This window comes from Bacteroides sp. AF29-11 (assembly GCF_003602895.1).
Taxonomy (GTDB): Bacteria; Bacteroidota; Bacteroidia; order Bacteroidales; family Bacteroidaceae; genus Bacteroides; species Bacteroides uniformis.
In genome coordinates, this window is record NZ_QTLY01000003.1 from 447,496 (window position 1) to 460,480 (window position 12,985).

A 12,985-nucleotide genomic window follows, 5' to 3' on the forward strand; every position below is an offset into this window, starting at 1 on the left:
ATACTTTCGTTATACCCAGGTTATACTTTCGCTATACAATGGTTTAACGAAAGTATAACCTGGGTATAACGAATAAATTTATGCGACCCAAAGATTAAGATCTGCCCTAATACGGCATAAAATCTTCGTCACAAGGGACTATTGTTTGCAAAAAAATGTATTCTGTTCAAACGAATCCAAAAAAAAGTTGTTATCTTTATAAAGTCAAAAGCATTTCTTATAAAGCGTATTGGCACATTAACCTCATATATAAACCTTTAAAGCATTTGATATGTTCAACTCATTTGGAAATATTCTCCGTCTTACCAGTTTTGGGGAATCGCACGGTAAGGGCGTGGGAGGAGTGATAGACGGATTCCCTGCAGGAATAGTCATTGATATGGATTTCGTCCAGGCAGAGCTCGACCGACGCCGCCCCGGACAGTCACGTATCACTACCGCCCGGAAAGAAGGTGATAAAGTGGAGTTCCTCTCCGGCATCTTCGAAGGAAAATCCACAGGCTGCCCCATAGGATTCATTGTATGGAACCAAAACCAACATTCTGACGATTACAATAATCTGAAAGAAGTCTACCGACCGTCACATGCCGACTATACTTATAAAGTGAAATATGGCATCCGCGACCACCGCGGAGGTGGACGTTCATCAGCCCGTGAAACAATCTCGCGTGTAGTAGCGGGTGCCCTGGCCAAATTGGCGCTGAAGCAGCTGGGTATACACATCACGGCGTACACTTCACAAGTAGGTCCTATCCGCCTTGAAGAAAATTATACCGCATACGACCTCGACCTGATAGAGACCAATCCGGTCCGCTGCCCCGACCCGGCGAAGGCAAAAGAAATGGAAGAACTCATCTTCAAGATAAAGGGAGAAGGAGATACCATCGGAGGAGTGGTGACTTGTGTCGTCAAAGGATGCCCCATCGGACTGGGACAACCCGTATTCGGCAAGCTCCATGCAGCACTTGGAGCAGCCATGCTCAGCATCAATGCAGCAAAAGCATTCGAGTATGGAGACGGTTTCAAGGGATTAAAGCAGAAAGGCTCGGAGCAGAATGATGTGTTCTACAACAATAACGGACGTATCGAGACCCGCACCAATCATTCGGGCGGTATACAAGGTGGAATCAGTAACGGGCAAGACATCTATTTCCGTGTAGCCTTCAAACCCGTGGCAACCGTACTGATGGAGCAACACACCGTGAACATTGACGGTGTAGACACCACCCTGAAAGCCCGAGGACGCCATGACCCGTGTGTATTGCCACGCGCAGTACCCATCGTGGAAGCAATGACAGCAATGACATTGTTGGATTATTACCTGATTGACAGAACAACACAACTATAATATTCACCCATGGAAATAAAGAAATACATCACCGAGAACGAGCCTAAAATGCTGGAAGACTTGTTCAGCCTCATTCGCATTCCAAGCATCAGTGCCAAACCCGAGCATCACGACGATATGCTTGCCTGCGCCGAACGCTGGGCACAGTTGCTGCTCGAAGCCGGAGCGGATGAAGCCCTCGTAATGCCCTCCAAAGGTAACCCGATTGTTTTTGGACAGAAAATCGTAGACCCGGACGCCAAGACCGTATTGGTATATGCCCACTACGACGTGATGCCAGCCGAACCTCTCGAACTTTGGAAAAGCGACCCCTTTGAACCGGAAATACGCGACGAACATATCTGGGCACGTGGTGCTGATGATGACAAAGGGCAATCTTTCATACAAGTGAAAGCGTTTGAATACCTCGTACGCAACGAACTGCTGCAAACCAACGTAAAATTCATCTTCGAAGGAGAAGAAGAAATCGGTTCGCCCAGCTTAGAAAGCTTCTGCCAGGAGCACAAAGAGTTGCTGAAAGCAGACGTCATTCTGGTTTCGGACACCAGCATGCTTGGTGCAGACCTGCCTTCACTGACCACCGGACTGCGCGGACTGGCCTATTGGGAAATAGAAGTGACCGGCCCCAACCGCGACCTACACAGCGGTCACTTCGGCGGTGCTGTTGCCAACCCCATCAATGTACTTTGCCAGATAATCAGCCAAGTGACGGACGCAGAGGGACGTATCACCGTACCGGGCTTCTATGACGATGTGGAAGAAGTTCCCCAAGCCGAGCGCGACATGATAGCCCGCATTCCTTTCGACGAAGAGAAATACAAAAAGGCTATCCATGTAAAAGCACTTTTCGGAGAGAAAGGTTACAGTACGCTGGAACGTAACAGTTGCCGTCCGTCTTTCGACGTATGCGGCATCTGGGGCGGATATACGGGTGAAGGGTCCAAGACCGTGCTCCCATCCAAGGCATACGCCAAGGTATCCTGCCGGTTGGTTCCCCACCAGGACCACCACAAGATATCCCGGCTCTTTGCCGACTACATTCTGGACATAGCGCCGGATTCAGTACAGGTAAAAGTCACTCCGATGCATGGAGGCCAAGGATATGTATGTCCCATCACCCTACCCGCCTACCAAGCCGCCGAAAAAGGTTTTGAAAAAGCTTTTGGAAAGAAACCGCTGGCAGTGCGTCGGGGTGGAAGTATCCCCATCATCTCCACTTTCGAGCAAGTACTGGGCATCAAAACCGTTCTGATGGGCTTCGGGCTCGAATCCAACGCCATCCACTCACCTAATGAGAATATACCGTTGGACATCTTCCGTAAAGGAATAGAAGCTGTTGTCGAATTCTACCTCAATTATAAATAAAACAAGAAAATCAGGATGAAAGACTTCCAAATTCAAGCCATCGGCCTGATGTCCGGCACTTCCCTTGACGGGCTGGACGTATGTTGTTGCACTTTCCGGCAGCAAGCCGGAAAATGGTCTTTCCACATAGACTGTGCAAAAGGCTATAGCTACCCCGACGCCATGAAGCAGATATTGGGTACCGGTGCACAGACAATGAGTGCTTTGGAGTTCATCACTTTCCACAGCTCCTATGGAAAGTTTCTCGGTGAACGTGTCAACGAGTTCATGCAAGAATTTGGAGTCCACCCCGATATTATCGCCTCCCACGGGCATACCATCTTCCATGAGCCTCAAAAGAGAATCATGTACCAAATAGGTGACGGAGCCGCCATTGCCGCTGAAACCCGTATACCTACCGTTTCGGATTTCCGGCGGCTGGACATCATGCTGGGTGGGCAGGGCGCTCCACTCGTACCTATTGGCGACCGGTTGCTTTTTGCCGACTACGACTTCTGTTTGAATATCGGCGGTTTCTCCAACATCTCATTCGAGCAGGACGGGCGGCGCATCGCTTTTGACATCAGTCCGGTGAATTACGTCATCAACCATTACTGCCGGCAAATAGGATTGGAATTTGACCGTGACGGCGAGATAGCACGGCAAGGCAACATCTGCCAAGAACTGCTGGACGAACTGAACGGAATGGATTTCTACCATCAGTCCGGACCGAAGTCATTGGGACGGGAGTGGGTGGAAACGCTGGTATATCCCATGCTCGAGCGTTATGGCTTGAGTATGGAGAATATGCTACGTACCTTTTACGAGCATGCCGCCTGGCAAATATCACGCATCATCACCGCCCACCCCTTGCCCGATGGTAACGGAAAGCTGCTGATTACCGGCGGAGGTGCATTCAACAAGTTCCTCATAGAACGTATCGACGCCTTGTGTCCGTGTGAAATCGTGATTCCCAGTCGGCAAATCATAGAGTACAAGGAAGCCCTAATCTTTGCTTTCCTGGGTGCCCTCTATATGGCGGACACACCCGGATGCCTCGCCTCGGTGACGGGAGCCACGACAGATAATATCGGAGGGATGCTGTTTAAAATATAGTCAATTTTACCATTATGGAAAAATCAAAAGACACCTGGACCGTCTTATCCAGCGAATACCTTCATCGGGCCCCATGGCTCACTGTGCGTAAGGACCATGTAGTACTGCCCAACGGCAACCACATTCCCTCCTATTATATATTGGAATATCCCAACTGGGTGAATACCATTGCCATCACCCGTGACGGACAATTCGTCTTTATCCGCCAATACCGGCATGGCATACAAGAAACATCCTATGAACTCTGTGCAGGGGTATGCGAAGAAGAGGACGGCTCTCCGATGGTTTCCGCACAACGGGAACTTTTGGAAGAAACCGGCTATGGAAACGGAGTATGGAAAGAGTTCATGCAAATCTCTCCCAATCCAAGTACCCACACCAACATTACCTACTGTTTCCTGGCTACGGACGTGGAGAAAATCTCCGAGCAACAGTTGGAAGATACGGAAAACCTAACCGTACACCTGCTTTCCTTGCAAGAGGTCAAGGAATTGCTGCAGCAAGGAAGCATCCGCCAGGCGCTGATGGCTGCTCCCCTCTGGAAATACATGGCGGAGAGAATTATTTAATGTGATTACCCTTATTCAAACGGCTTGCGGAATGTGCATCCGGATTTCCATTCGGAACAACCATAAGCCGTTTTCCCCTTGATAACGGTACCTTTTCCGCAAATCGGACAAGGCTGACCGACGAAATCGTCAGCTTGTACGGGAACCTCCACACTTGAAGCTGCCACAGCGCCCGAAGCCTGTTCCGTCTTTTTACCTGCGGCGGCAGACTTTCTCGGTGCTCTTTTCTTCGGCTCCTTTTTCGGCTTATCGGCAGCCTCTGTCTTGGCAGAAGCCTTACTGCCCTTTTCGGGAGCAGGCGCTTGGATGGTGATGTGGCGGTTGCTGTTATCAGAAAGTACACTCATCACGACTTCCGATACCATCTGCTTCAATTCTTCCAAGAATTGTCCGGCATTGTAAGTCCGTTTTTCTATCTCACGCAGTTTCTTCTCCCAAATACCGGTCAGTTCCGCCGACTTCAACAGCTCCTCATGGATAATCTGTATCAGCTCCACACCGGTAGGGGTGGCTATCAAGTTCTTCTTTTCCTTGCGGATATAGTTTCGCTTGAACAGCGTCTCGATGATGGCTGCACGGGTAGACGGACGACCGATACCATTTTCCTTCAGCGCATCACGCAGTTCGTCGTTATCCACCAGCTTGCCCGCCGTTTCCATAGCACGCAGCAGGGTGGCTTCCGTATAAGGCCGGGGCGGCTGCGTCCACTTCTCATATAAATCGGGAACGTGCGGCCCGCTTTCTCCTTTCACAAAAGCCGGAAGCACATTCTCCTCTTCTCCCTTCTCCTCTTTCTCCTCCTGCGATTGTGCCGAGGGGGTGCCGAAGATAACACGCCAACCCGGTTCCAGAATCTGCTTGCCGGTGGCCTTGAACTCTATGCTCTCTACCTCGCCCAATACGGTGGTAGTGGCAAACTTACAATCGGGATAGAATACAGCAATGAAACGGCGTGCTATCAAATCGAATACGCGACGCTCCATATCCGTCAGATTCTGCGGATGCTGGCCGGTAGGAATAATGGCGTGGTGGTCTGTTACCTTCGAGTTATCGAAAACCTTTTTGGACTTCAACAATGCAGTTCCTGTCAAAGGGGCTGTAAATGTCTCGTAATCACGCAGACCTTTCAAGATGCCGGGGCATTTGGGATAGATGTCATCACTCAAATAGGTAGTGTCTACACGTGGATAGGTAGCCACTTTCTTCTCATACAAAGACTGAATGATTTTCAGCGTCTCATCAGCGGAATAGGCAAACTTCCTGTTGCATTCCACTTGCAAAGAAGTCAAGTCAAACAAGCGGAGTGGCGCCTCCCTCCCCTCTTTCTTGGTGACATCCGTCACGGTAAAAGGAGAATTCTTAATCTGGTCCAATAAAACAAGCCCACGTTCGCGGTCGGTAATGGGGTCGATACCCCGATTCTCTTCTTCTTTTTTAGGTTTCTTCCCGGCAGCTATGGCCTCTTTCTGCTTCTCGGCTTCCAGTACCAGTTCCTCCTCACTTTTCCGAAGGATGGCGGAAAAAGTGGTATCACGATAGACAGTCTTCAGTTCCCAGTATTGCTTGGGAACAAAATTCTGTATTTCCAGCTGACGGTTTACAATCAATGCCAGCGTCGGTGTCTGCACACGACCGATAGAAAGCACCTGCCGGTTCTGCCCGTATTTTATGGTGTAGAGGCGAGTGGCATTCATGCCCAACAACCAGTCGCCGATGGCACGCGACAAGCCTGCTTCGTACAAAGGCTGGAAATCCGACGCATCGCGCAGCTTGGCAAAGCCCTCGCGGATAGCCTCTTCCGTCAACGAAGAAATCCAGAGGCGTTTCACCGGGCAACGCGCCCCGGCCTTCTGCATCACCCAGCGCTGTATCAATTCTCCCTCCTGACCGGCATCACCGCAGTTTATAATCATATCGGCATGTTGCATGAGGTTCTCTATCGTATGGAACTGGCGCTCGTAGGTAGGGTTGCCAATCAGCTTGATACCGAAACGGGGAGGTATCATGGGTAGGCTTCCCAAACTCCATGACCTCCAGTTAGGGGTATATTCATGCGGCTCCTTCAGCGTACAAAGATGACCGAATGTCCAGGTCACCTGGTATCCATTTCCTTCGATGTATCCATCTTTCTTTTCTCTCGCTCCCAATACATCGGCTATGTCACGCGCCACAGAGGGCTTTTCGGCAATACAAACTATCATTCGCTATTTTATTTAGTGGGACAAAGGTAATAAAAAGGGGGCAAGAACGAAACGATAAGCAAGGAACGATAACATAGACCTGGTAATTTTTTCTCCCCAAAAGCTGACATATGAACATAAAAAAAGGAGTACCGCTGTACTCCAACCTTTGTTAACCTTAAATCTAATACTATGAAAAACACATTGCAAAGATACGGACTTCTGATAAATCTGCAAATTATCCAACTAAAAAAGTATGTTCTATAACACAGATTAAGAAAAAGGGACGGATATGTAAACACATACCGTCCCTCTTTTAACATTTAACGTGTCGGATTATTCTTCATCCAACAAGATTTCCAATATCTGGCAAGCAGCCTTGGCAACCGGAGTACCGGGGCCAAAGATGGCAGCTACACCTGCCTTGTAAAGGAAGTCATAGTCTTGTGCGGGAATTACACCACCGGCAATCACTACGATATCCTCACGTCCCAACTTCTTGAGCTCTTCGATAATCTGCGGAACCAATGTCTTGTGTCCGGCAGCCAATGAAGAAACCCCCACTACATGAACGTCGTTCTCAACCGCTTCGCGGGCAGCCTCGGCCGGTGTCTGGAACAAGGGTCCCATATCCACATCGAAGCCACAGTCGGCATATCCGGTTGCAACAACCTTGGCACCGCGATCGTGACCGTCCTGGCCCATCTTGGCTACCATGATACGAGGCTGACGTCCCTCTTTCTTCGCAAACTTCTCCGCCAATTCACAAGCACGGTGGAAGTCGCTGTCATTCTTACTTTCTGATGAATACACGCCTGATATAGTTCTAATTACTGCTTTATAACGTCCTACAATCTTTTCGCAAGCATAAGAGATTTCCCCCAAAGTGGCACGGACACGGGCTGCCTCGACTGCCAGTTCCAGCAAGTTTCCCTTACCGGTCTTTACACATTCAGTAATAGCCTCCAATGCCTTGTCCACTTCCGCCTGGTTACGTCCTTCCTTCAGACGCTTCAGGTTCTCAATCTGTTCCTGACGGACAGCCGTATTGTCGATTTCAAGAATATCAATCGGAGCTTCTTTCTCCAGACGATACTTGTTCACACCGACAATGGTCTGCGAACCGCTATCGATACGGGCTTGTGTACGCGCAGCAGCCTCTTCGATACGCATCTTGGGGATACCGGTTTCGATGGCTTTTGCCATACCGCCCAGCTTCTCTACTTCCTGAATCAATTCCCAAGCCTTGTGAGCCAACTCATTAGTCAAACTTTCCACATAATAAGAGCCACCCCATGGGTCTACATTCTTGCAAATGTAAGTTTCTTCCTGAATATAAATCTGCGTATTACGTGCAATACGTGCAGAGAAATCCGTCGGCAAGGCAATAGCCTCGTCAAGAGCATTGGTATGCAGTGACTGGGTATGTCCCAATGCAGCAGCCATCGCCTCGATACAAGTGCGGCCCACATTGTTGAACGGGTCTTGCTCTGTCAGCGACCAGCCGGAAGTCTGGGAGTGCGTACGCAAAGCCAGCGACTTCGGATTCTTCGGGTTGAACTGCTTCACAATCTTTGCCCACAACATACGTGCGGCACGCATTTTGGCAATTTCCATAAAGTGGTTCGTTCCGATGGCCCAGAAGAAAGAGAGACGCGGTGCGAAAGCATCGATGTCAATACCCGCAGCCGTTCCGGCACGCAGATATTCCAAACCGTCTGCCAGGGTGTAAGCCAACTCGATGTCTGCCGTAGCACCCGCTTCCTGCATGTGGTAGCCGGAGATGGAGATAGAGTTGAACTTAGGCATTTTCTGGGAAGTATATTCAAAGATGTCAGAGATAATCTTCATAGAGAATGCAGGCGGGTAGATATAGGTATTACGCACCATGAATTCCTTCAAGATATCATTTTGGATAGTACCAGCCATTTCTTCCAACTTGGCACCCTGCTCCAGACCTGCGTTGATGTAGAATGCCATAACAGGAAGTACGGCACCGTTCATAGTCATAGAGACGGACATCTTGTTCAAAGGAATTCCATCGAACAACACCTTCATATTCTCCAAGGAACAGATAGATACACCTGCCTTACCAACGTCACCCACTACACGTTCGTGGTCGGGGTCGTAGCCACGGTGAGTGGCCAAGTCGAAAGCTACGGACAAACCTTTCTGTCCGGAAGCCAAATTACGACGGTAAAAGGCATTTGATTCTTCCGCTGTGGAAAAGCCTGCATACTGGCGGATGGTCCAAGGACGCAACGTATACATCACCGAGTACGGACCACGCAGATAAGGAGGAAGCCCGGCAGCATAGCCCAAGTGTTCCATTCCCTCAAGGTCTTCTTTTGTATAAACAGGCTTCACCTCAATGTGTTCCGGCGTTTTCCAATCAGCATGGATGCCGTTAGCCTTTTGCCACTCAGCACCGTTGACGGGCTGAAAAGCGGCATATATATCTAAGTTTTTAAAATCTTTTCGCATCATGTTATTTACGATTTGACGATTTACGATTTACGATTGAAGTTGCTTACTTCAAAAGTTTGGCGTTGAATTCTTTTAATGTCTCTAATACGTTGACACGGACATGGATAAAGTTCTCGATACCGGCAGCCTTCAAGTCGTCCATGCAAGCAGGAGCACCGGCTACGATAAACATGGCACGGCCATTCAGAGCCTTGAAGGCAGGAACAGCATATTCTGCATATTCATCATCACTTGAACACAATACCACGATGTCGGCCTTGGCAGCCATAGCTGCTTCTATACCTTCTTCTACGGTGGGGAAACCGAGGTTATCCACAACTTCGTATCCGGCACAAGCCAGAAAGTTGCAAGAGTACTGTGCACGTGCCTGGCGCATGGCCAGATTACCGATAGTCAGCATAAACGCTTTCGGGCGTTTACCGGAAGCCTCTGTTTCGAGACGCAACGCTTCAAATTCACTGGCAGCACGGTCAAAGTTCAGTGTCGGAACATCTTTTTCGCAGGTATGTCCGCCGCCGCAACAGCAAGTAGCCTCAACCGGTTTCTTATCTCCCGCCTTTTCATTAAAGTTGGGGAACTGGTTGGTACCCAGCAACACTTCCTTACGCTTGGCGACTGCAGCATGACGGGCCTTGTTGCTTTCGTTTACGGCAGCCTGCACTTTTCCGGCTTTCACGGAAGCATAGAAACCACCGTCTTCTTCTACAGTGAGGAAGAGGTCCCAAGCCTGCTTGGCAATAGAGACGGTCAAATTCTCAATATAGTAAGAACCTGCAGCTGGGTCAATAACTTTATCGAAGTGCGATTCTTCTTTCAACAGCAGTTGTTGGTTACGCGCCATACGCTCAGAGAATTCGTTAGGAGCATCATAAGTCTTGTCGAACGGAGTAACCGTCATTGAGTCAACGCCGGCAAGGGCGGCACTCATCGCCTCAGTCTGCGTACGCAACAAGTTTACGTGTGCATCAAACAAAGTCAAGTTGAATGAAGAAGTTTCCGCATGAATCTTCATCTTGGCTGCACAGCGGCATTCGTTATCCTTACCCTTGTTGTCGCAGTCGCGCAGACACTCGGGACTGTAAGAAGCCACAATATTAGCCCACAGCATACGTGCAGCGCGGAATTTGGCTATTTCAAGGAAGTAGTTGGAACTGATACCGAAATTGAACTTAATCTTCTTGGCTACCATTGCAGCCGGCAGACCGGCATCAACCAGCTGATTCATATATTCATTACCCCAAGCCAAAGCATAACCCAGTTCCTGAAAAATATAAGAACCCGCATTGTTTAATGTCAACGCGTTCACATTCAATACACGGTATTTCGGAAGGGAAGCGGTAGCCTCGAGCAGCGCCTTGGCTGTTGCCACCATATCACCTTTTTCTTTACCTTTGGCCAGCATTTTGTTGAAGTAGTCATAGTTGATGGAGCCCTGCAATTTCGTCAAGTCATAATCCTTCTTCTGGAAATAAGCGACAAGAAGTTCTGCAAGTTCCACCACATGCCCCTGGCAGGTAGAGAAATTCAACTCGACACATTCCGCGCAGATATCTTTCAACAAAGTTTCAATATACTCTGCGTTCAATTCCTTGGCCTTTACATGGAAAGAGAGTGAATCTACACCTTTATTCAAGATATCCAACGCCTTGGCATTGGCCTCTTTGGGGCATTCCACTTTGATTTCCTGACGAACAAGCCATTCATTGTTGTCTTTCTTGGTACCTCTGAGATAAGGAAACTCGCCGGGAAGGGCATCTGTCGTCTTCAAACCTTCCAGGTCCTCCATACGGTAGAAAGGTTTCACCTTAAATCCTTCGTTTGTCTTCCAAACGAGCTTCTTCTCGAAATCCGCCCCTTTCAGGTCTGCGGTAACTTTCTCCATCCACTGCTCAGTGGAAACGGGAGAAAAGTCGGAGAAGAGTTTTTCTTTACTGTCTGCCATAGTTTATTTAAAATTTAAATAGATGAATACTATTCATTTTTGTCATCAAGAGACTTGCAAATATAAACAAATACTTAGAACAAAATCTTTTTTTAGAGAAAATTGCACTTACAGATGACTCCGTGTCCATACGGATTCAGCGTATTCACCGGAAGCATACTCTACTTTTGCAAAGTTGATATAGCAAAAAGTACCACAAAGCCTTTGCTACCTCCTTTTTATTAAGTAATTTTGCGCGAAATTTAAAAAACGACATATTAATAAGGTACTATGAATTGGTTAGAAAGCTTGCTATGGGACCCTTCATCTGTCGCTCACATCGTTTGTTTGTATGCATTCGTAATATCTGTGGGCGTATTGCTGGGTAAGATTAAGATTTTCGGGGTATCGTTGGGGGTTACATTCGTCCTCTTTGCCGGTATCCTGATGGGCCATTTTGGCTTCACGGGCGAAACACACATTTTGCATTTCATCCGCGAATTCGGTTTGATTTTATTTGTATTCTGTATCGGTCTGCAAGTCGGGCCCTCCTTCTTCTCTTCCTTTAAGAAAGGGGGTATGCGGCTGAACATGCTTGCTGTCGGCATCGTATTGCTGAATATCGCAGTAGCATTGAGCATCTACTTCATTGACGGAGGGATAGACTTGCCAATGATAGTAGGTATTCTCTATGGTGCCGTAACCAATACTCCGGGTCTGGGTGCCGCACAAGAAGCCCTGAACCAGATAAACTATACGGGAGACCCCATTGCACTGGGATATGCCTGCGCCTATCCGCTTGGTGTGGTAGGTATCATAGGTTCCATCATAGCCATCCGCTATATCTGCCGGGTGAACCTCAAGAAAGAGGAACAGGAACTCAACACGCAGGAAGCCGATGTTAAGCATCAGCCGCACATGCTTCACCTCGAAGTACGCAATGAATCAATTTCCGGAAAGACCCTGCTCCAGATAAAGGATTTCCTGGGACGTCCGTTTGTATGTTCGCGCATACGCCACGAGGGGCACGTCAGTATCCCCAATCATGAAACAATATTCCACGTAGGAGACCAGCTCTTCATCGTATGTTCCGAAGAAGATGCCGAAGCGGTGGCTGCCTTTATCGGAAAAGAAATACACGTAGACTGGGAAAAGCAGGACACTCCGATGGTTTCCCGCCGTATCCTCGTCACCAAGTCCGAAATCAATGGCAAGAAGTTGGGAAGCCTCCACTTCCGCAGCATGTACGGTGTAAATGTAACCCGTATCAACCGTTCGGGTATGGACTTGTTTGCCGATCCCAATCTGGTACTTCAGGTAGGTGACCGTGTAATGGTGGTCGGCCAGCAGGATGCCGTAGAACGTGTAGCCGGCGTATTGGGTAATCAGTTGAAACGTTTGGACACTCCGAATATCGTAACTATTTTTGTGGGAATCTTTTTGGGAATCCTGCTGGGTAGTCTGCCTATCGCATTCCCGGGTATGCCGACACCGGTTAAGTTAGGTTTGGCTGGTGGTCCGCTGGTAGTGGCCATCCTCATCGGACGTTTCGGTCACAAAATGCATCTTGTGACATACACCACCATGAGTGCCAACTTGATGTTGCGTGAAATCGGTATCGTGCTCTTCCTTGCCAGCGTCGGCATAGAAGCCGGTGAGCATTTTGTGCAGACCGTGGTAGAAGGCAGCGGATTGCTGTACGTGGGATATGGTTTCCTGATAACCGTTATTCCTTTGTTGATAATCGGTATGATTGCCCGCTTCTACTGCAAGGTGAACTACTTCACGTTAATGGGTCTGATTGCCGGTAGTAACACAGACCCTCCTGCATTGGCATATGCCAACCAGACATCGGGCAATGACGCTCCGGCAGTAGGCTATTCTACAGTATATCCGTTGACTATGTTCCTGCGTATTTTGGCGGGGCAGATGATATTGCTGACAATGATGTAATAGGAAATGCAATAACCTCCTTAAAATAAAACCTCCGGTCTTTTCATATTATAGTTTTGAAAAGACT

The 12,985-nt window shown here is 48.5% G+C and carries 8 protein-coding genes; 5 read left to right on the top strand and 3 right to left on the bottom strand.

The window, feature by feature from the left end; genetic code table 11:
- Positions 1–271 precede the first annotated feature (271 nt).
- Genes aroC through DWZ03_RS07330 form a run of 4 tightly spaced genes read left to right on the top strand, consistent with a single transcriptional unit; the run spans position 272 to position 4,377 of the window.
- The gene (gene aroC / locus DWZ03_RS07315) at positions 272–1,348 is read left to right on the top strand and encodes a chorismate synthase (protein ID WP_008664052.1); all 1,077 of its coding nucleotides are present in this window, start codon (positions 272–274) and stop codon (positions 1,346–1,348) included.
- A gap of 9 nt (positions 1,349–1,357) precedes the next feature.
- Positions 1,358–2,713, top strand: coding sequence for a dipeptidase (locus DWZ03_RS07320; RefSeq protein ID WP_057087210.1), 1,356 nt, complete (start codon positions 1,358–1,360; stop codon positions 2,711–2,713).
- 15 nt (positions 2,714–2,728) lie between these two features.
- Complete coding sequence (locus DWZ03_RS07325) at positions 2,729–3,808, top strand: anhydro-N-acetylmuramic acid kinase (RefSeq protein ID WP_055288325.1); 1,080 nt, start codon at positions 2,729–2,731, stop codon at positions 3,806–3,808.
- A 14-nt stretch (positions 3,809–3,822) separates the two neighbouring features.
- The gene (locus DWZ03_RS07330) at positions 3,823–4,377 is read left to right on the top strand and encodes an NUDIX hydrolase (protein ID WP_005827192.1); all 555 of its coding nucleotides are present in this window, start codon (positions 3,823–3,825) and stop codon (positions 4,375–4,377) included.
- 11 nt (positions 4,378–4,388) lie between these two features.
- Here the strand turns inward: DWZ03_RS07330 and DWZ03_RS07335 are convergent, their stop codons facing one another.
- The 3 genes from DWZ03_RS07335 to mutA all read right to left on the bottom strand — a co-directional run bounded on the left by DWZ03_RS07335 (position 4,389) and on the right by mutA (position 10,986).
- Positions 4,389–6,578, bottom strand: coding sequence for a DNA topoisomerase 3 (locus DWZ03_RS07335; protein WP_120129396.1), 2,190 nt, complete (start codon positions 6,576–6,578; stop codon positions 4,389–4,391).
- 315 nt (positions 6,579–6,893) lie between these two features.
- Positions 6,894–9,041 carry a methylmalonyl-CoA mutase gene (scpA, locus tag DWZ03_RS07345; protein WP_005833154.1) on the bottom strand — a complete coding sequence of 716 codons (2,148 nt, stop codon included), beginning with the start codon at positions 9,039–9,041 and terminating at the stop codon, positions 6,894–6,896.
- A gap of 46 nt (positions 9,042–9,087) precedes the next feature.
- Positions 9,088–10,986 (bottom strand): methylmalonyl-CoA mutase small subunit, encoded by a 1,899-nt coding sequence (gene mutA / locus DWZ03_RS07350; protein WP_009037951.1) that lies wholly within the window; start codon positions 10,984–10,986, stop codon positions 9,088–9,090.
- Between the two features lie 270 nt (positions 10,987–11,256).
- Here mutA and DWZ03_RS07355 point away from each other — a divergent pair, with 270 nt between their 5' ends.
- Complete coding sequence (locus DWZ03_RS07355) at positions 11,257–12,918, top strand: putative transporter (RefSeq protein WP_016273012.1); 1,662 nt, start codon at positions 11,257–11,259, stop codon at positions 12,916–12,918.
- Positions 12,919–12,985 lie beyond the last annotated feature (67 nt).

What these genes read in the sequence shown, in the direction of transcription:
- aroC (WP_008664052.1), top strand. Translation starts at nt 272, where the DNA reads ATGTTCAACTCATTTGGAAATATTCTCCGTCTTACCAGTTTTGGGGAA.
- DWZ03_RS07320 (WP_057087210.1), top strand. Translation starts at nt 1,358, where the DNA reads ATGGAAATAAAGAAATACATCACCGAGAACGAGCCTAAAATGCTGGAA.
- DWZ03_RS07325 (WP_055288325.1), top strand. Translation starts at nt 2,729, where the DNA reads ATGAAAGACTTCCAAATTCAAGCCATCGGCCTGATGTCCGGCACTTCC.
- DWZ03_RS07330 (WP_005827192.1), top strand. Translation starts at nt 3,823, where the DNA reads ATGGAAAAATCAAAAGACACCTGGACCGTCTTATCCAGCGAATACCTT.
- DWZ03_RS07335 (WP_120129396.1), bottom strand. Translation starts at nt 6,578, where the DNA reads ATGATAGTTTGTATTGCCGAAAAGCCCTCTGTGGCGCGTGACATAGCC.
- scpA (WP_005833154.1), bottom strand. Translation starts at nt 9,041, where the DNA reads ATGCGAAAAGATTTTAAAAACTTAGATATATATGCCGCTTTTCAGCCC.
- mutA (WP_009037951.1), bottom strand. Translation starts at nt 10,986, where the DNA reads ATGGCAGACAGTAAAGAAAAACTCTTCTCCGACTTTTCTCCCGTTTCC.
- DWZ03_RS07355 (WP_016273012.1), top strand. Translation starts at nt 11,257, where the DNA reads ATGAATTGGTTAGAAAGCTTGCTATGGGACCCTTCATCTGTCGCTCAC.